This is a genomic window from Streptomyces sp. NPDC059567 (genome assembly GCF_042735655.1).
Lineage (GTDB): Bacteria > Actinomycetota > Actinomycetes > Streptomycetales > Streptomycetaceae > Streptomyces.
In genome coordinates, this window is record NZ_JBHWBS010000057.1 from 1 (window position 1) to 18169 (window position 18169).

The following is an 18169-nucleotide window of genomic DNA, read 5'->3' on the forward strand; positions in this document are numbered from 1 at the left end:
GACGGCAGCCGCCTGAAAGCCACACCCAGCACCCCTGGGCGACCCAACCCTACGAATGGCTCGATCAACCCGTCCAAGAACGTAAGGCCGCCTGACCCGGCCCCCGGCCCCGGTCACCGTGCGACGGCGTAGACGATCAGGTTGTCCACGGGATGGCCGGCCGTGTCGAACGCGCCGTCGCACGTGATCAGTCGCAAGGCGCGCCCCTCGGTGGCTCCGTAGACCCTCTCCGTGGGGAAGGCGTTCTTCGCGACGGTCTCGGTGCCGGTGACCGTGAAGCGAACGGTGCCGCCGTCGCCGTCGCCGTCGCGTACGTCGACCGTCGCGCCCTTGCGAATCCGCTTGAGGTCGTGGAACACGGCTTCGCCGAAGCGGGTGTCGTTGTGACCGATGATCACCGCGGCGCCGGGCTCTCCCGGCCGGGGGTTCCCGGTGTACCAGCCGGCCGTCATCCCCTTGTCCGCCGGCGGCACTTCGACGGTGCCGTCCCGGTTGAGGCCGAGCCTCATCAGGTCGCTGTCGATGCCGAGGGACGGTATGGACACGCGCGTCGGGACCGTCTTCGTGTCCTCGCCCCGGATCGGGTCCGGATCGCCGGCGGGAACGCGTGACGCCGTCGCCGCCGGGGGCGATCCGGTGTTCGTGGTGCGGCTCGCGTCGCCCTCGGCGCCGTCGGTCGCACAGGCGCCGACGGTCGTGGTCAGGACGACACACAGCAGCAGCGGCCGGGCTGGCGCCCGCCTGTTGCGCACACCCCGCCCGTAGGTGCGGTTCTGGGGGGACCCCGGGGCGCTGGAGTCGTGGTGCCGCGGGGGTTCGCGGCAACCACGACACATCGGTCAGTCGTTGCGGTGGACGGCGCCCCGGCGGCGCAGCATGACGGTGCCGGCACCCGCGAGGATCACCGCGCCGGCGACCGACCCGGCGATGGCGGTGGTGCTGTCCCCGCTCTGGCCGGCGGGGCGCTCCCCGGCGGCGACACCGCCACGCGGCGCCGCCACCTCACTGGGGGTCCGGTCGGCGACGGGACTCGGCTTGGCTGCCGCCCGCTCCCCGGCGGCGACCCCGCCGCGCGGCGCCGTCACCTCACCGGGGGTCCGGTCCGGGACGGGACGCGGCTGGCTGTCCACCGTGCCGCGCCCCTTCTCCGACGAGGTCGGGGCCGGGGCGGGCTTCGGATTGTCGGAGCGCGAGTCGGGGGTGGTGTCGGCGGCCGCCGTGGGGCGGACGGTCGAATCCGACGGCGCCGCGGACGGACCGTCGGAGGCGAACGCCGAGGTCGAGGGCAGGAGCACCCCGCCGATCACGGCGGTGGTGAAGGCTGCGGTGCGCAGGCTGCGACTGCGTCGGGACGGGCGGCGGTGGGACGGCATGGCTGTGGCTCCCCTTCGATACGGAACGGCCGGCGCCCGCGACTTGGCTCGCTCGGGCGCCCGGTGATCGCCATGCTCACGGAAACTTGTCAGGAAGCTGTCAGCAGCCTGTGGCCTTGCCGTCAGAGCTTCGCGGCCCTGCCCGCATCCTCGCGCGCGCCCGCCGGAAGGCGCAGCGTGAAGGTCGAGCCGACGCCCTCGGTCGAGGCGGCGGTGGCCGAACCGCCGTGTGCCTCGGCGAGTTTGCGCACGATCGAGAGGCCCAGACCGCTGCCGCCGGTACGCCGGTTGCGGGATCTCTCCGCCCGCCAGAACCGGTCGAACACATGGGGCAGATCGTCGGCGGCGATCCCGCTGCCCGTGTCGGCGACCTCCACGACGACCTCGGACACCGGCCCGCCGTCGGCGCCGTCGGCGCCGTCGGCGCCCTCGCCGTGGGCGCGCAGCTCGACGCGTCCGCCGCGTGGGGTGTGGCGTACGGCGTTCGAGACCAGGTTGCCGACGGCCTGCCGCAGCCGTACGGGGTCCGCGGTCAGCGCGGGCGGGGGGTTGGGCGCCACGACGCTCAGGGTGACACCCGCGCGCTCGGCCTCGGCCTGGTGGGCTGCGGCGACCTGGCCGAGGAGGTCCGCCACGTTGACCGGCTCCGGGTGCAGACGCAGCGCGCCGGCGTCCGCCTGTGCGAGATCCTGAAGGTCGTCGATGATGTGCTGAAGCTGTACGGCCTCCTCCAGAAGCGAGGCGATCAGCGCCGGATCGGTGTCGGCAAGACCGTCCTGAGCGGCCTCCAGCCAGCCGCGGATGTTGCTCAGCGGGGTACGCAGTTCATGCGCGACGTCGCTGACCATCGCCTTGCGCTGCGCCTCCAGACGGGCCCGATGCTCGGCCAACTCATAGAATGCGGCGGCCAGTTGACCGATCTCGTTGTCGGCATGCACCGCGATGGGAGTGGCCTCGGCGCCTTCCTTCATGCGCTGCGCCGCGCCGGTCAGCGCGCGCAGCGGGCGCACGAGACGGCGTCCGGTGAGGATCGAGACGCCGATGGTGAGGGCGAGGACGAGGGACGCCGCGCCGGCGATGCGGGCGGTGCTCGTCGCGGACAGGTCGAAGCCGGGGACGTTGCCTCGGTCGGGGTCGCCGATGAACAACAGCGCCGGTTGGGCGACGTACGAGCTCAGTTGCTCGCGCCGCGCCGTGTTCACGCAGGAGCCGACGGCCTGGTCGCCCGCTCTGTCGGACTCCTTCGGTACGGCCACGGGCCTGGGTGCGTCGACCGGGCCCGGCCGCAGGTCGCTGTGCCAGGTCAGGTCCGGGTTCAACGTGACGGCGGGACGGCTCTGGCGGCTCAGGCAGGCGTTGGTCAGCTTGGTCAGCGCTTCGAGGGCCTTGGCTTCCGTCTTCGTCGCGGCGTCGAGATCGTCGGTGGAGCAGTCGTCCGCGACGACGCGGTCGGCGGGCGCGTCACCCCGGTCGATGCGCGGGCGCCCCGACGGACCCTCCGTCACCTCGACGTTCTGGCCGAGTCGGCCCAGGCACGCCACGACGCGATCCGCCTCGGCCCGCAGTTCACGGCGCTCCGAAGACGGCAGGCGGAAGGGGCCGACGGCCCGTGCGTCGATACGGTCCGTCGCGCTCGATCCGCTGTCCTTGGACAGCGCACTGTCCAAGGACAGCGGATCGACGACCGCCGACGGCCGGTTGGGCAGTTGCGGGCCCGCGCTGCCGGCCGAGTCGGCGAGGGGCTCGCGGGCCTGGGTCGTGACGGCTATGCGGCGGCCGAACCGGGAGGCCAGGTCCTTGACCGTGCCGTCCACGCCGTCCCACCGGGGGTGGGTCGCCGCGTACCCGAGCAGGGCGTCGTAGATGCGCGCGTCGTCCGCCAGGGCCTGGCCCTGTTCCTGCGCGAGAGCTCCCGAGGTGGTCTGGGCGGCGAGCCATGTCGTCGCGGCGACGGAGCAGGCCGCGACCAGCGCGAAGACACCGAGGAAGCGCCCGAGCAGGCTCTTGCGCAAAGGCAAACGCGAGCGCGCCGTGCGGCTACGACGTCGCACGCCGCGCGCCCTTCGCCGGGTCGGTCAGCTTGTAGCCGACGCCGAAGACGGTGAGCAGACGGGCCGGGGTGCGCGGCTCGGGTTCGATCTTCTTGCGCAGGTTCATGATGTGCATGTCCACGGTGCGATCGCTGACGTAGCGGTCGAAGCCGTGCAGCTTCTCGAGGAGCCGCGGCCGGGTGAAGACACGGTCCGGTTCGGCGGCCATGGCGGCGATGACCTGGAACTCCCCGGGCGTGCACTCCACGGGCGTCCCGTCGACGGTCACCTCGTGCCGGTCGGCGTCGACCCGCAGCGCCCCCACGGCGAGAACCCGGCCGGTGTCGGCGGCGGACGTCCCCGCCCGGCCGGTGCGGCGCAGCAGCGTGCGCACACGCGCCATCAGCTCGCGCGGGCTGTACGGCTTGGTCATGTAGTCGTCGGCGCCGAGGTCCAGCCCGAGCAGCAGATCGTCCTCGGTGGACCGGGCGGTGAGCATCAGCACCGGCAGCTCCCGCGCCTCGCCGCGCAGGACCCGTACGACATCGAGCCCGTCGGTGCGCGGCATCATGACATCGAGAATCAGCAGATCGGGCTCGCGCTCCCGCACCCGGTCCAGCGCCGCCCGTCCGTCGCCCACGACGGTGACCGAGTGCCCTTCCCGCTCGAGATAGCGCCGCACCAGCTCGGCCTGCTTCTCGTCGTCCTCCGCGACCATCACCTCAGCACACACGCGGCCGATCGTAGGCGATGCCCACGCGCGCGAGTCCGGACAGCATGCCGGTCCGCCGTGCGCGAGCCCCGGCCACGCGACCGTCCGATCGGGCCGGCCCGGGCTTAGGGAACCCGGGACGCCCTCGGAACGGCGAGCGTCAGCTCCGCCGGGAGGTCTGACCCGTCACCGTCGTGGCGGTCGGGGTCGCGTTCCGACCCTGACGGCCGCGATGTCGTCACGGGTGGTCGCGGGCCAGGACCATCGGCATGGCCTGGGCCTCTACCGGCCGATCAGCGGCAGCACCGGGAAGGGATGGTCCTGCCAGATCAGGCGGGAGGCTTCTTCCGGGTAGGCGGTGACGGCAGGACGGGTGTCGAAGACCTGCACGAGTCGCCGCTCGGTGTCGTGCGCGGACCAGCCCGGGTCGCCGTGGGCGGCGAAGGAGGTCCACGCGGCGCGCATACGGGCGGACAGTTCCTCCGCCTCCGGGGAGGGTGCCTCACCGATCAGCATGGCCGGCTGGCCGCGGTCCAGGTTGCCGAAGACGAGGGGTACGTCGAGACCGTGGCAGGCACCGAGTGCGCCGCCCATGCCCGGGGCGGCCCAGGCCAGCTCGTAGACGTGCGTGCGACCGCCGGCAGCTGCCTGGGCCTGGGCGAGGTGGAGCGACGGCATGCGGAACAGCCAGTCGGAGTGGACCAGTTCGTACAGCTCCTCCGGGCCCGCCGCCGGAAAGGCGTCGCGATACCGGCGCGCGCCGTCCGAACCCGGGGCGAGGAAACGGAGGGCGGCTGCCGCCTGATCCTCGCTCACCTCGCCGAGCAGGCCGGTGATCGCGGTGAACAGACGGTGCTCGTCGCGGGTATGGCCGACGAGGAGGTCGACGTCACGGCCGGCGCCGGCGGACAGGGCCTGCCACGGTGTGACGCGCAGGACGTCGCCGTCGACCACCGGCGACACGGGGATCGTCCGGTACGCGGGCTGCCCCCAGCGCTCCGCCCACTGATCCATCCTGGCGCTGACCGCGTCGCCCGCGGCGGGCAGCCGGTGCGGGGGAACGCCGGACAGGTCGGTCACCGTGGGCCGAAGCCCCAGTTCGGCGGCGCAGGCCGCGGCGATGTCCGAGGCGAGCTCCGGTGAGAAGAAGGTGCCCTGCACGCTCTGTGCGATGGCCCGGCGGAAGAGCCCGGCCGCCCGGTCCATCGCCAGCAGGGCGGCGACCGATCCCCCTCCCGCCGACTGGCCGAAGACCGTGACCCGCTCGGGGTCGCCGCCGAAGGCCCGGATGTTGTCGCGCACCCATTCCAGAGCGGCGACCTGGTCGAGCAGCCCTCGGTTGGGCGGAGCCCCCTCGATCTGCCCGAAGCCCTCGATGCCGACGCGGTGGTTGAACGTCACCACGACGACGTCGCCGTCCCGGGCGAGCCGGGCCCCGTCGTACTCGGGGAGGCCTGACATGCCGAACACGTACGCGCCGCCCTGGATCCAGACCATCACCGGCAGCCCCGCGCCCGGGGTCGGTTCGGGCGACCAGACGTTGACCGTCAGCCAGTCGTCACCCGGTGCCTCCTGCGACAGCGCGTCCATGCCGAAATGCCCGGCCTGCGGAGGCGGCGGACCGTACGAGACGGCCTCCCGGACCCCGCTCCAGCCCCGTACGGGCCGCGGCGCGGCGAAGCGCAGCGCGCCGACCGGGGGCTCGGCGAAGGGGATGCCCCGAAAGACCGCGACCCCCGCCTCACGAGCGCCGCGCACCACCCCGGCCACCGCACGCACCTCGGGCCGGGCTCCCGAGGAATCGGACGACTCGGACGCGGCAACGGTCATCACGACTTCTCCCGGAGGGCAAGGGGCTCGCAGCGAGCGCGGACCCTTCGAATGATCCGCCGCGCCCGGATGCCACGCCACTCATTTACGGATGATTCGGACCGCCGTCGGTGGAGGGGGAGCCGACTGATCACGCATCAACCGACCCCCGGCTCTCTACACTCGGTCATGTGCCTGACAGACGCGGCACGGCACCACTCCCAGGAACCGCACCACACCTCGAAGGGGGCGATCAGCGCATGACCAGGCCTGAGAGCGCGGGGCACGACTACGACGTCGTCATCAGCGGAGCCAGCCTCGCCGGCAGCGCCGCGGCGATCCTGCTGGCGCGACGCGGTGTCCGCGTCGCACTGCTGGAACGCCGCTCGGACCCCAAGGCGTACAAGGTGCTGTGCACCCACTCCCTCACGGCCAACGCCTATCCGATGCTGGACGAACTCGGCCTCGTCCCCGCTCTGGAGAAGGCGGGAGCCGTGCGCAACGAGGCCCGCTGGTACACCCGTTGGGGATGGATCGAACCGAGGGCCGCGCCGGGAGGCCCCGAGCTGCCGTACGCGTACAACGTTCGGCGCAGCACCCTCGATCCGTTGATCAGGTCCCAAGCGGCCCGGACCCCTGGCGTCGATCTGCTCCTCGGGCACCGTGTGACCGGGCTGGTCCAGGAAGCCGGGCGAACGGTCGGAGTGTGCGCGTCGACACCACAGGGCGAGCGTGAGATCCGGGCCCGCCTGGTGGTCGGCGCCGACGGCAAGGAATCGGCGGTGGCGAAGTTCGCCCGGGTGCCTGCCCGCCAGTACGAGAACGGGCGGTTCGGCTATCTCGCGCACTTCCGCGACCTTCCGCTGCACGGCGGGATCGCGCAGGCCTGGTTCCTCGAGCCCGACATGGCGTACGCGTTCCCGAACGACGACGGGGTGACGGTCCTCGCGGTGCTTCCGGACAAGAAGCGGCTGCCGGCCTTCCGGGAGGACCTGGAGGGCAGCTTCCTCGACTTCGTCCGCGCCCTGCCCGATGCGCCGCCCATCGACTCCGCCGAGCGCGTCTCGAAGATCATCGGCTCGGTCGACTACCCGCTGCACAGCCGCAAGCCGACCGCACCGGGCGTCGCCCTCATCGGCGACGCCGCCCTGACCGGCGATCCCCTGTGGGGAGTGGGATGCGGGTGGGCTCTGCAGTCCGCGCAATGGCTGGCGGATGCGGTCGCCTCGGCCGCGACCGGCCGGGGGGACCTCGACAAGTCGCTCGTGGCGTACGCCCGCAGACACCGCCGCCGTCTGCTCGGCCACCAGTACCTGGCCGCCGACTTCGCCAAGACCCGTCCGTTCAATCCCATGGAGCGGCTGATGTTCTCGGCGGCAGCGCGCGATGAATCGCTGGCGCGGCACATGCATCTGTTCGCGTCCCGCCTGATAGGTCCACTGCGCTTCCTGAACCCCATGGCAGTGGCCAAGGCTTCGGCCGTCAACCTCAAGCACCGCGCGGCGGATGCCCCACCCACACGCTGAGCCAAGCCGCCACGCACCGCGGGCAGCTGCACGGCGTCGCCGCGACGCCCGCCTCGGAAGTCCAGGATTCGAGCGGGCTTGTCCATGGGCCTGCAGTCCATGCGGCATCAGTGTGGCCGCATGCCCCCGAGCGACCGCGACGCTGGCCGCGGCGGTCAAGCGCAGGCCCTTCAGGTTGCCGTCGGGGTCGGTGGCACGGGCCTTCAGGGTCAGGAGGGTCCTGCCGACGGTACGGCCCGGGGCGCCGACGACGCGGTCGCCGCCGGGGACGGTCTCACCGTCGGTGGGCTCGTTCGGCGTGCGGTTGTACTCCGCCTCGATGACCGCGGAGTCTCGTTCTCGCTGCCGACGCGGGCCTCGGAGGTGCCGGAGTTGAAGTTGGTGCCGTTGAAGAAGCTCGTGGTCGGGTACGGCTTGTAGGCCACGGTCCAGGCGTCCCAGCCGGGGTTCAGCGGCGGGTCGACGAACAGCGGGTAGCGGACGCCCGCGCGGTCGGCCAGGCCGGTGGCGGCGAAGCCGAGCCCCAGGCGGGCGGCCTGCACCATGCGCCCCCATGCGGGAGGCCCGGATGAGATCTAGGGTTGGAAGGGAATCCCGACGCCCGCGGACGTCCGTTCCTGCCGCCTCACTCCTCCCCTCGGGCTCGAAACACACCAGGAGGGCATGCGTCATGTCCACTGCATCTGAAACCCCTGTCCTGGACACCCTCGCTGCCATGACGGTCGACTCGATCGAACGGTGCGGGCTGACCCCGGACATGCTCATGCTCACGCGCATCGCGGCACTCGCTGCCTCGGATGCACCGCCGATCTCGTACGTGGCTCATATCGACCCCGCCCTCAAGACCGGCATGACCGCCGAGCAGCTGCAGGACGTCCTGGTCGCCATCGCCCCCATCGTGGGGACCGCCCGCGTCATGACGGCAGCAGGCAACATCGCCGCGGCACTCGGCATCGCGATCGCCGTCGCAGACGCCGAGATCGAGGCCGAGGGCTGAGGGCAGACGCCCAAACGAGGCTTCTGTCGCCTGGCCCCGGTGCTGGACAGTCCAACGGCCGCGGGGCCAGGTAGAGGAGGGCCTTCGATGCCTCAGAACGCGACCACGGCGATGCGCGCGGCACCCCACGCCACGCCCGAGGAACGGGCTGCCCTCGGCAAGGAGGCCCGGCGCCGCTCGCCGCGATCCGGCCACGCCGAGTACAAGCCGTCGCCCCACAGGCCGGACCCGCTGACGATTCTGGAAGCCCAGTCCGCGGCACGGGTGCCCGAACTCGTCCCGATCCGATACGGCCGGATGACGGAGTCCCCGTTCCGCTTCTACCGGGGCGCCGCCGCGATCATGGCCTCCGACCTGGCCGGCACCCCGAACTCGGGACTCACGGCCCAGCTGTGCGGGGACGCGCACATGCTGAACTTCCGTCTGCTCGCCTCGCCGGAGAGGCAGTTGATGTTCGACATCAACGACTTCGACGAGACACTGCCGGGCCCCTGGGAGTGGGACGTCAAGCGGCTGTCGGCGAGTTTCGTCATCGCGGGCCGGGCGAACGGCTTCGACGACACCGAGCGTGCCCGCATCGTCGGCTCCACGGTCCGTTCGTATCGCGAGGCGATGATCCGCTTCGCAGGTATGCGCACCATCGACGTCTGGTACGCGAAGATCGACGCGGACCGCCTTGAGGCCCTGGCCACGGACCGGCTCCACAAGCGCGGTCAGAAGAACCTGGCCCGCGCCATGGCGAAGGCCCGCACTCGCGACAGTCTGCAGGCTTTCGCCAAGGTCACCGAGACGGTCGACGGCCGGCCCATGATCGCGGCGGATCCCCCGCTGCTCGTCCCGATCAGCGACATGCTTCCGGACGCGGAGCGCAGCGCGCTCGAGCGCCAGTTCCGCGGCCTGATCGAGCGGTACGGCCGTACTCTGGCTTCCGACCGGCGCACGCTCCTGGAGGACTACCGGCTGGCCGATGTCGCTCGCAAGGTGGTCGGCGTCGGCAGCGTCGGCACCCGCTGCTGGATCTTCCTGCTCCTCGGCCGGGACGACCAGGACCCGCTCTTCCTCCAGGCCAAGGAGGCCGACGCCTCGGTGCTCGCCGAACACGTCGGTGCGAGCACGTACAGCAACCAGGGCGAGCGGGTGGTCTCCGGCCAGCGGTTGATGCAGGCAGCGAGCGACATCTTCCTCGGCTGGGAGCGGGTGGACGGCATCGACGGCAAGCAGCGCGACTTCTACGTCCGTCAGTTGCGCGACTGGAAGGGCATCGCGATGCCGGAGAGGATGCGGCCGAAGGACATGGAGGCGTTCGGCGAACTGTGCGGCGTCACGCTGGCTCGTGCGCACGCGCGGTCCGGCGACCGGATCGCGATCGCCGCGTATCTGGGCCGCGGAGACTCGTTCGACCGAGCGGTCGCAGCGTTCGCGGAGGCATACGCCACCCAGAACGAGCGTGACCACCAGGCCCTGGTCGACGCGGTGCGCGCGGGCCGGCTGCCCGCGGAGGAGCTGCCGGCGGCTTGACCCGGGGGAGGCGCCCGGGAGTCTCGCCGACGCAGGGCGACGAGATCGCCGGAGGCCCAGCCCGACCAAGGACCGCCGCACCTGTTCCTTGCTTGCGCCGACCCGCCCGCTCGACTTCGTCGAAGTCTCCCTATCCGCACCTGCGGCGGTGATACGCGAACGTCAGTGCCAGGAGGAGGGGGCCCCACAAGGTGAACAGGCCGCTGACCGTCATCGCCAGCACGTCCCAGCCCTCGGCGTACGGGAAGCCGTCGGCACCGCCGAGGCGGAAGGCCCCGAACGCCCAGTGGACCATCAGGGCGGTGAAGACGAGGCCGCTGATCGTCGCGGGGAGGATCGCCGCGAAGGGCGGAATGCGTCTGCCGCCCAGTCGGGGGACCCAGGTGGGAACGACCTCTCCCCACCGGCGGACCAGGCCGAAGCTGAGCAGTGCGAATGCCTCGGACAGAACGCTGAGTCCGACGACATAGGGAATGTTCCACGGTGATGGGGGCAGGACCTCCCCGCCCATGCCGTGGCCGAAGGCGATGGGCAGACGCCACAGACAGACAGGCAGCGCGACCAAAGGCATCGCGTGGGCCGCGCGGGCGGCCCACCGGGGAACGGGCCGTTCTGTCGATGTCGTGTCGCTGTGCGCCGTGTGGGTTGTCATGCCCTCACTGTGTCCGGGCAGCCCACGCGCCGGGATCAACTCCGCGGACGATCCGCCTCCGCCGGAAGGGCGAGGAAGGCGGAGCGGAAGTCCGACCCCGTCGCTGCCGCCTCGTATCTGCCGGGCGTCCAGCGGTTGGTCGGTCGCGGGAGGAGAACCGGTTCGAGCAGGGGACCATGCATGCCGGCTGTTCCGGCCGGGTGGGACATGCCGCCTCTGGCGTAATCCGCTGGTTGGGCCGGTTGGCGGTGTCAGGCTGTACGGGTTGATCACTGTCGCGCGAGGAGCCCTGTGCGTACGGGGCGTGTGGGCGTTTCCGGCTCCGCGCAAGGGCCCGTCGAATTCCCATGCCGCGACACGAAGGGGTGCAGCACCGATGTCCGAAGGCGGGCGAAAGCCGGGCAAGTTCGGGGTGGACCGGTCGGAGGGGTTTGGTGAGCGGTTGCTGGGTCTGCTGCTGGACCGGGCCCACGAGATGCCGCCGCAGTTGATCGCCCCGCTCGTTGCGGAAGAGGTGGCCCGGGTCGGTGGCCGGGACGTCTCGATCCTCTTGCAGGACTACGAGCAGATGTTGTTGGTGCCGCTGCCGGGCCGGGGGCTGATGGTCGGTCACCCCGAACCCGTCGAGGACTCACCCGCAGGCGAGGCGTTCCTGAGCCGCAGAACGGTGGAGGTACCGCAGGACGGCACGGTGCGGATGTATCTGCCGCTGCTGGATGGCAGTGACCAGGTCGGGGCGATGGCCGTCACCCTGGACAGCGTCGACGACGACGACCGGCGGCTGCTGCGCAGACTCGCCGGGCTGGTCGCAGACATGATCGTCACCAAGGACGCCTACACCGACCTGTTCTTCCAGGCCCGACGCAGAGCCCCGATGAGCGTGGCCGCAGAGATCCAGTGGTCGTTGCTGCCTCCGCTGTCGATGACTGTTCCGCAGGTTGAGGTGGCCGGAATCCTGGAGCCCGCGTACGACGTGGCCGGCGACAGTTTCGACTACGCCCTCAACGGCGAAGTCCTTCATGTGGCCATGATCGACGCGATGGGCCACGGCCTGGACGCGGCGACCATGGCGACGGTGGCGATCGGCGCCTACCGTCACGCGCGACGGGCCGACACCGGTCTGCGCCAGGTGTATGCGTTCATGGACAGGGCCATCAATGAGCAGTTCGGCCACGACCACTTCGTCACCGCCCAGATGATGTGTCTGAACATCACTACGGGCCTACTGCAATGGGTCAATGCCGGCCACCCGGCACCGCTGCTGATCCGTGGCCGCGCCGTGGTGGACCGGTTGGAGAGCCCGACCACGTTGCCGGTCGGCTTCGGCGGTGAGGAGCCGGTTGTCAGCGAGCGGATGCTGCAGCCCGAGGACCGGCTGCTGTGTTTCACCGATGGCCTGATCGAAGAGCATCAACCCGGTGGGCAAGAGTTCGGTGAGGACCAACTCATCGAGCTGACCAACCGAGCCATCCGGGACCACACGGCGGTGCGGCCGGTGGTGCGCGCGCTCTCCCACGCCCTGAAACAGGAACGAGGCGGCGTCACCAGCGACGACGCGACCATCTTCCTCATCGAGTGGCGCGGCGGCGACGCCGATCATCTCGCCACCCTCGATTGAGCCGACAGCCACCGCCGCTGCGGTACTGGCCCGATGGCGTCTGCTTCGTCCAGCCGGCAGGCATCCACCGGTCTCCCGGCTCGAGGTGACGGAGGGGGCGGGTGTGGGAGCGGAGGTCTGCGCGTACGGCATAGCGGTGGTGATCGCTCCCCGGAGGGGAATGCGAAACGCGCCGATTGAGGGTTTACAAGACATTTGCGAGCATAGGGTGTTCAGGTGGTCACTGATACCCCGTCATCCGCGCCTCCGCCCTCCGCTCCCGGCACCCCGCTCCGTGTCCTGCTGCCGCAGATCCTGCCCGCGCTCGTGGTCGGGGTCGTGTCGGGCCTGCTCTACATCGGGATCAGTGAGCTGTCCGAGCAGCTCAAGAACGTGGTGTGGGACACCCTCCCGGACGCGTTGGGCATCGGCGGCTACTCCTCTCTCTGGATGATCGTCGTGCTGACGGCGACCGGTATCGCGGTGGGGCTGGTCGTCTGGAAGGTTCCAGGGCATGCGGGCCCCGACCCTGCCTCCACCGGGCTCGAAGGCCCTCCGCTGGCCCCGTCGGTCGTCCCCGGTCTGCTGGTGGCGAGCACGCTCGCGCTGGCAGGCGGGGTCAGCCTCGGCCCGGAGAACCCGATCATCGCGGCCAACATCGCGCTCCTTTACTGGCTCGGCCGCAAGGTGGTGCCTGCCGCGCCCGGAGCGCTGTGGGTCGTGCTCGCCACTTCCGCCACCATCGGCGCCCTCTTCGGCACCCCGGTGGCCGCGGCCCTGGTCATTTCCGAGGCCCTCACCCACCAGCCGGCCGGCCGGGGCTCGCTGTGGGACCGGCTCTTCGCGCCACTGGTCGCCGCCGGGGCGGGGGCGATGATCACGTCGCTGCTCACGGACTTCACCTTCAACCTGTCGCTGCCCGAGGTAACCGACCCCGGATGGGGCGACCTGCTCGCGGCGATGGTCGTGGCCACCGCCGCGGCCCTGTTCGGCCTCCTCTCCTGCTACTGCTTCCCCTACATCCACAGCGCCTTCCGGCGGCTGCGCCACCCGATGCTGATGCTGCCCCTCGGCGGCCTGATCCTCGGCCTCCTCGGCGCGCTCGGGGGGCCTTTGACGCTCTTCAAGGGCTTGGAGCAGATCAAGGAACTCACCTCGAACCTCGGCGGCTGGTCCTCCGGTGACCTGGCGAAAATGGCAGCCGTCAAGCTCGCCGCCCTGTTGATCGCCGCCTCCTGCGGCTTCCGGGGCGGCAGGATCTTCCCCGCCGTGTTCGTCGGCGTCGCCTTCGGTCTGCTCGCCCAGGCGCTCGTGCCGGAGATCCCTCCGGCCGTCGCCGTCTCCTCCGGCGTGCTCGGCGTGCTTCTCGCGACCACCAGGCTGGGTTGGGTGAGCCTCTTCACCGCCGCCGTCCTCGCCCCTCAGCCCTCGATGTTCGCCGTGCTCTGTCTCGCTTCCTTGCCCGCCTGGCTGGTCGTCACCGGCCGTCCCCGGCTCGAACTGGACGAGTCCGGCGCTTCCCAGCACTGAACGTCCGGACGTTGTTGACCGCATGCCAACGCCTTCACCGCGACCGTGGCGAGCGTGTCCGGGACGAGCGGCCATGACGTTCGGCGTAGACCGCCCGGCTCCGCTGAAGCACCGGGCGGTGAAGGCACCTTGTGATCCCGACCTCGGAGCGAGGTGACCACCTCGCCGAACACCTTCCGTGGACCGGTCGTCCCGCCGCGCCGCCACCGCGAGACGCCGAATCTGCGATGTCCGGTCGAATGCCCGGGCCCTCGTCCGTCAGCTGTGCGGTACGACGGCCACGGGGCAGGAGGCGTGGTGAATGAGGGCGTGGGTGACCGAACCGATGTGAGAGCCCTTGGCCGCCCTGCGTCGGCCGACGACCACGAGACCCGCGTCGTGTGCGGCTTCGACGAGGTGCTCGGCCGCCCGCCCCGGAGCGGATACTTCGGACACCTCCACCGCCGGGAACCTGTCGCGGAAGGGGCGCACCGCGTGTGAGAGCGCCGATGCCATGTCGGCGTCCTCGGCCGACGTGTGGCGTTGAGCGAACGGGGCGTGCCACGTGTGCACGATCTCCAACAGCACGCCATGCCGCCCGGCGAAGTCGAAGGCGAACTCCAGGAGCTCGTCCTTCACTTCGGTCACGTCGAGACCGAGGACCACCTTCCGGTGGCCCCTCTCATCGGTGGCTCCGGACCCGCTCTCCCCATCTCCAGGACGCACGAGAACCACCGGACGCTTCGAGTCCGCGACAACCTCCTGACCCACGGAACCCACGATGAAACCGCGGACGCTACCAAGCCCATGAGAGCCCACGACCAGCAAGTCCGCCTCCGCCGCGGCAGCCAACAGCACACTGTTGGGGGCATCCTCGATTTCGTCGGCGGTCATCGCGAGGTCTGGCTGCCGGTCCCGGACACGCTGCTCGGTCGCAGCGAGTACACCTTCCGCCTCGCCGGCGCGATCCTCGTGCGACACCTTCATGGCCGCCAACTGGTGCTGCGCCCACCGCGTGGCGTACACCAGCCGCAGACCGGTGCCGCGCAGCGCCGCCTCATCGGCGGCCCAGTCCAATGCCGCCACACTTCCCTCGGAGCCATCCACTCCCACGGTGATAGGTCGTGACATGCCGCTCTCCTCGCTTCGGGGCTGTCGTCAACGGGCCATCACATGGGCCGCCCATGAGCACCCACGCCCGAGACACCTGGTCACGAAGCTACCGAGTCGCTGAAATGCTGTGGTGCACCGCGTTCGGTGGCGCTACCGAAGTGCCCCATCTGGCCGACGACGCCGAGACGGCGGCGGGTACGTCGTCTTCCTGCACCGGACACCACGCGTAGGGCGTCCTTGGGGCTCTTCGGCAGCGGGAGGGTTGACCAAACGGGTGGACAGCGGAGACAGCCGTGCGGTCTCGCAGATTGCGCACGGAGTGGGGCGCCAGGGGGTACTCGTGATCGGTGGTCCCCTCCCCTCTGGACAGAACCCTGGTCCCGCGCATGGACCGATCCGAGATCAGGGCTTGCGGGTCGGAACGACGTTCTCCAGTGGCTCTTCGGCGAGGTGGTGCAGGATCTGGGTGCGGATCAGCCGGAGTGCCCGCGGCAGAAAGGCCGAGCTGTTGCCTCCGACGTGAGGACTGATGAGTGTGTGGGGTGCATGCCACAGCGGATGGCCGGGCGGGAGAGGCTCTGGGTCGGTGACGTCCAGGGCGGCATGCAGTCTGCCGGCCATGAGTTCGGCGAGCAGCGCGTCGGTATCCACGACGGCGCCTCTGGAGACGTTCACCAGCAGGGATCGATCCGGCATGAGGGCGAGGAAGCGCGCGTCGACCAGGCCGCGTGTCTCTTCGGTCAGGGGGACCGTGAGGATCACGACGTCGGCCTGGGGCAAGAGTTCGGGTAGCTCGTCGAGCGGGTGGACGGGGCCGCGCGGGGCTGAACGGGCTCTGCGGGCGACTCGCAGGAATGCGCACTCGAAGGGGGCGATCCGGTCCTCGATCGCGGCGGCGATGGAGCCGTAACCGACGAGCATGACCGTACGGTCGGCCAGCGAGGGACGGTAGCCGGTCCGCCACTCCTCGACGTCCTGGCCACGCACGAAGTCGGGGATGCCCCGGAGTGACGCGAGAGCGAGCGACACGGCCAGTTCGGCGGTGCTGGTGTCATGAACACCCCTGGCGTTGCAGAGTGTGACACCGGTGGGAACGAATGTCGCGAGATCGTCGACGCCGGCCGAGAGGGACTGGACGACTCTCAGCCGCGGCGCGCTCGCGAGGATGGGTACGGCAGCATCCGTGCGGCCGTAGGGGATGACAAAGAATTCCACCGCTGCGAGGCTCTCCGCGTCCGGCGGGCCGCTGCCTCCGTCCCACACCGTGACGGGCAGATCAAGGGGCAAGCCGCCCACATCTGATGCCGGATACGGCAACAGGAACCGGGCGGCGCTCTGATCAGCGGGACGGTCCAAGGAACTCACGGGCTGAACCTAGACCATTCGCCACAAATGATCGGTGCGGACTCGACCGTCATCGTCCGCTGAGTTTCCGTTCGGTGGAACTCGGTGGAACTCGGTGGGTCGGTCGTGGGGGCGCACCCCGTGCGACGCGGTGAAGTCAGGCCTGCCGCGAGGATTCGTCAATGGTTCGAACCAAGGTGGTTCTGGGGGGTTGACCTGTGAGAGAAGGGTGACCTACCGTCACGGCACTGTTCACATACAAGAACTGCGCGTTGCATCCTGAACATGGCCGATACGGCCTGGCCGACCTCTCACAGCATCCATCCATCCATTGGTCCCTGCGGAACGCGTCGCAGGTGGTGAAAGGAATCGATCGTGCACAGACGAAAGCATCATGGTCGAAGGCGAAGTGGCGCTCGCTCCGCAGCCCTCGCCGGGGTCGTCTCGCTGATGGCGGCCACCCTCACCGCACTGGTCGGAGGTGGCGAGGTCGCGGCCGCGCCTGCAGACAGCTCGTACAGCCTGGTGAACGCGAACAGCGGACTGTGTCTGGAGATGCCCGGCGCGGGCACGGCGGACGGAACCCAGCTCGCGCAGGCCGGCTGCGACGGAGCAGCCGACCAGACCTGGCGGCTCACCGCGACCGGCGGCGGTTACACGCTCGCCGCGGTACACAGCGGCAAGTGCGCCGGAATCCGTGACGGCTCCACCAGCGCCGGCAAGGCCGTGGAGCAGCGGAGCTGCAACGGCACCGCCACCCAACTGTGGACGCTCGCGTCGGTGAGCGGCGACACCTACCAGGTCGTCAACAGCAATGGCGGGAAGTGCCTGAACGTCAAGGACAGCTCCACCGCGGCGGGCGCCCCGGTCCAGCAGAACTCCTGCGACTCGGCGATCAGCAAGCGCTGGACCCTCACCGCCGCCGGATCGACACCGCCTTCGACGACGCCCACTCCCACCCCGACCCCGACGCCGCCTGCAGGGGGCGCCCCGCCCGCATGGCCCACCGCCGGCGGAAGCCAACCCGTCACCGAGACCATCGCGGTGTCGGGCACCTACGACGGCGGCCTCAAGCGCCTGTACGGGAGCGGACCGCTCGGCAGCGATGACCAGTCCGAGGACCTGCCCGCCCTCATAGAGCTGGAGGACGGCGCCGTTCTGCAGAACGTCATCCTCGGAGCGCCGGCCGCCGACGGTGTGCACTGCAAGGGCGCATGCACACTGAAGAACGTCTGGTGGGAAGACGTGGGCGAGGACGCCGCGACCTTCCTCGGCAGCTCCGCCTCGCTCGTCCGCACGGTCGACGGCGGCGGCGCCAAGCTGGCGGAGGACAAGGTCTTCCAGCACAACGGCGCCGGCACCGTGATCATCAAGAACTTCCAGGTGCAGGACTTCGGCAAGCTCTACCGCGCCTGCGGCAACTGCTCCACGCAGTACGCGCGACACGTACAGCTGCAGAACGTCTGGATCACCACACCCGGTGACGCCGTCGTGGGCATCAATTCCAACTACGGCGACACGGCACGGTTCTCCGGGATCACCATCTACGACGACGCCGACCGCGACATCGACATCTGCACCCGCTACCAGGGGGTGACCAGCGGCGAACCGGTGAAGACCGGCAGCGGCCCGGACTCCACCCACTGCATCTACGCCACCACCGACATCACCTACGTGGACTGACCACTCGGCCGGGGGACCCCCGTGGGTGGACCCGGGGGTCCCTACGCGGGAGTGGCGACACCCGCCCCTGGGCGTCGCGCTGTGCCGGGTGTCAGCGGTACGGGAGGGAATGGGGGATGCGCCTCGCGGAAGGGCGATCTCGGCGTCGCCGAGGGGGGACGGTGCCGTCGAAGGCCATGGAGAGCGTGCCGTGGGCGAAGGCGTCGTCCTGGCCGGCGGAACGTACGAAGTCCAGGTCGATGTGAACGGGTTTGTGGTCACCGGACGCGCCGGGGAACAACGCCGGGTGGTGCTCAGTCCACGACC

The 18169-nt window shown here is 70.5% G+C and carries 15 protein-coding genes and 1 pseudogene; 6 read left to right on the top strand and 10 right to left on the bottom strand.

The window, feature by feature from the left end; translation table 11 throughout:
* Window positions 1-113 precede the first annotated feature (113 nt).
* The 5 genes from ACFVZW_RS23520 to ACFVZW_RS23540 form a co-directional block, all read right to left on the bottom strand.
* On the bottom strand, window positions 114-752 hold the full coding sequence (locus ACFVZW_RS23520; RefSeq protein WP_384524452.1) for a class F sortase: 639 nt from the start codon (window positions 750-752) through the stop codon (window positions 114-116).
* An 87-nt stretch (window positions 753-839) separates the two neighbouring features.
* Window positions 840-1373 (bottom strand): hypothetical protein, encoded by a 534-nt coding sequence (locus ACFVZW_RS23525; protein WP_384524455.1) that lies wholly within the window; start codon window positions 1371-1373, stop codon window positions 840-842.
* Window positions 1374-1495: 122 nt separating this feature from the next.
* Complete coding sequence (locus ACFVZW_RS23530) at window positions 1496-3385, bottom strand: sensor histidine kinase (RefSeq protein ID WP_384524458.1); 1890 nt, start codon at window positions 3383-3385, stop codon at window positions 1496-1498.
* 25 nt (window positions 3386-3410) lie between these two features.
* Window positions 3411-4136, bottom strand: coding sequence for a response regulator transcription factor (locus tag ACFVZW_RS23535; RefSeq protein WP_384524461.1), 726 nt, complete (start codon window positions 4134-4136; stop codon window positions 3411-3413).
* Between the two features lie 261 nt (window positions 4137-4397).
* A complete protein-coding gene (locus ACFVZW_RS23540; RefSeq protein ID WP_384524464.1) occupies window positions 4398-5945 on the bottom strand; it encodes a carboxylesterase/lipase family protein in 1548 nt (515 codons plus the stop codon).
* 239 nt (window positions 5946-6184) lie between these two features.
* Between ACFVZW_RS23540 and ACFVZW_RS23545 the strand changes: the two genes are divergently transcribed.
* Window positions 6185-7450 (top strand): NAD(P)/FAD-dependent oxidoreductase, encoded by a 1266-nt coding sequence (locus ACFVZW_RS23545; RefSeq protein WP_384524466.1) that lies wholly within the window; start codon window positions 6185-6187, stop codon window positions 7448-7450.
* A 209-nt stretch (window positions 7451-7659) separates the two neighbouring features.
* Here the strand turns inward: ACFVZW_RS23545 and ACFVZW_RS23550 are convergent, their stop codons facing one another.
* The gene (locus ACFVZW_RS23550) at window positions 7660-7995 is read right to left on the bottom strand and encodes a hypothetical protein (RefSeq protein WP_384524469.1); all 336 of its coding nucleotides are present in this window, start codon (window positions 7993-7995) and stop codon (window positions 7660-7662) included.
* A 125-nt stretch (window positions 7996-8120) separates the two neighbouring features.
* On the opposite strand from ACFVZW_RS23550, the gene ACFVZW_RS23555 reads away from it, so the two are divergent.
* Window positions 8121-8447 (top strand): carboxymuconolactone decarboxylase family protein, encoded by a 327-nt coding sequence (locus ACFVZW_RS23555; protein WP_384524471.1) that lies wholly within the window; start codon window positions 8121-8123, stop codon window positions 8445-8447.
* An 87-nt stretch (window positions 8448-8534) separates the two neighbouring features.
* Window positions 8535-9965: a DUF2252 domain-containing protein gene (locus ACFVZW_RS23560; protein ID WP_384524474.1), complete on the top strand. Its 1431-nt coding sequence runs from the start codon at window positions 8535-8537 to the stop codon at window positions 9963-9965.
* Between the two features lie 130 nt (window positions 9966-10095).
* On the opposite strand, the gene ACFVZW_RS23565 is transcribed toward ACFVZW_RS23560, so the two are convergent.
* A complete protein-coding gene (locus ACFVZW_RS23565; protein WP_384524477.1) occupies window positions 10096-10617 on the bottom strand; it encodes a hypothetical protein in 522 nt (173 codons plus the stop codon).
* A gap of 376 nt (window positions 10618-10993) precedes the next feature.
* On the opposite strand from ACFVZW_RS23565, the gene ACFVZW_RS23570 reads away from it, so the two are divergent.
* Both ACFVZW_RS23570 and ACFVZW_RS23575 read left to right on the top strand, forming a co-directional pair.
* The gene (locus ACFVZW_RS23570; protein ID WP_384524480.1) at window positions 10994-12235 is read left to right on the top strand and encodes a PP2C family protein-serine/threonine phosphatase; all 1242 of its coding nucleotides are present in this window, start codon (window positions 10994-10996) and stop codon (window positions 12233-12235) included.
* 216 nt (window positions 12236-12451) lie between these two features.
* Window positions 12452-13744 (top strand): ion channel protein, encoded by a 1293-nt coding sequence (locus ACFVZW_RS23575; protein ID WP_384524483.1) that lies wholly within the window; start codon window positions 12452-12454, stop codon window positions 13742-13744.
* A gap of 258 nt (window positions 13745-14002) precedes the next feature.
* On the opposite strand, the gene ACFVZW_RS23580 is transcribed toward ACFVZW_RS23575, so the two are convergent.
* Together ACFVZW_RS23580 and ACFVZW_RS23585 are read right to left on the bottom strand one after the other, a co-directional pair.
* On the bottom strand, window positions 14003-14854 hold the full coding sequence (locus tag ACFVZW_RS23580; protein ID WP_384524486.1) for a universal stress protein: 852 nt from the start codon (window positions 14852-14854) through the stop codon (window positions 14003-14005).
* A gap of 384 nt (window positions 14855-15238) precedes the next feature.
* Entirely contained in the window at window positions 15239-16192 is a 954-nt protein-coding gene (locus ACFVZW_RS23585; protein ID WP_384524553.1) for a 2-hydroxyacid dehydrogenase, read from the bottom strand.
* A 438-nt stretch (window positions 16193-16630) separates the two neighbouring features.
* Here ACFVZW_RS23585 and ACFVZW_RS23590 point away from each other — a divergent pair, with 438 nt between their 5' ends.
* On the top strand, window positions 16631-17863 hold the full coding sequence (locus ACFVZW_RS23590) for a pectate lyase (protein ID WP_384524489.1): 1233 nt from the start codon (window positions 16631-16633) through the stop codon (window positions 17861-17863).
* 91 nt (window positions 17864-17954) lie between these two features.
* On the opposite strand, the pseudogene ACFVZW_RS23595 reads toward ACFVZW_RS23590, so the two are convergent.
* Window positions 17955-18161, bottom strand: a pseudogene (locus ACFVZW_RS23595) (hypothetical protein); the annotation flags it as partial.
* Window positions 18162-18169 lie beyond the last annotated feature (8 nt).

What these genes read in the sequence shown, in the direction of transcription:
- ACFVZW_RS23565 (WP_384524477.1), bottom strand. Translation starts at nt 10,617, where the DNA reads ATGACAACCCACACGGCGCACAGCGACACGACATCGACAGAACGGCCC.
- ACFVZW_RS23580 (WP_384524486.1), bottom strand. Translation starts at nt 14,854, where the DNA reads ATGTCACGACCTATCACCGTGGGAGTGGATGGCTCCGAGGGAAGTGTG.
- ACFVZW_RS23540 (WP_384524464.1), bottom strand. Translation starts at nt 5,945, where the DNA reads ATGACCGTTGCCGCGTCCGAGTCGTCCGATTCCTCGGGAGCCCGGCCC.
- ACFVZW_RS23570 (WP_384524480.1), top strand. Translation starts at nt 10,994, where the DNA reads ATGTCCGAAGGCGGGCGAAAGCCGGGCAAGTTCGGGGTGGACCGGTCG.
- ACFVZW_RS23590 (WP_384524489.1), top strand. Translation starts at nt 16,631, where the DNA reads ATGGCGGCCACCCTCACCGCACTGGTCGGAGGTGGCGAGGTCGCGGCC.
- ACFVZW_RS23560 (WP_384524474.1), top strand. Translation starts at nt 8,535, where the DNA reads ATGCCTCAGAACGCGACCACGGCGATGCGCGCGGCACCCCACGCCACG.
- ACFVZW_RS23525 (WP_384524455.1), bottom strand. Translation starts at nt 1,373, where the DNA reads ATGCCGTCCCACCGCCGCCCGTCCCGACGCAGTCGCAGCCTGCGCACC.
- ACFVZW_RS23545 (WP_384524466.1), top strand. Translation starts at nt 6,185, where the DNA reads ATGACCAGGCCTGAGAGCGCGGGGCACGACTACGACGTCGTCATCAGC.
- ACFVZW_RS23555 (WP_384524471.1), top strand. Translation starts at nt 8,121, where the DNA reads ATGTCCACTGCATCTGAAACCCCTGTCCTGGACACCCTCGCTGCCATG.
- ACFVZW_RS23550 (WP_384524469.1), bottom strand. Translation starts at nt 7,995, where the DNA reads ATGGTGCAGGCCGCCCGCCTGGGGCTCGGCTTCGCCGCCACCGGCCTG.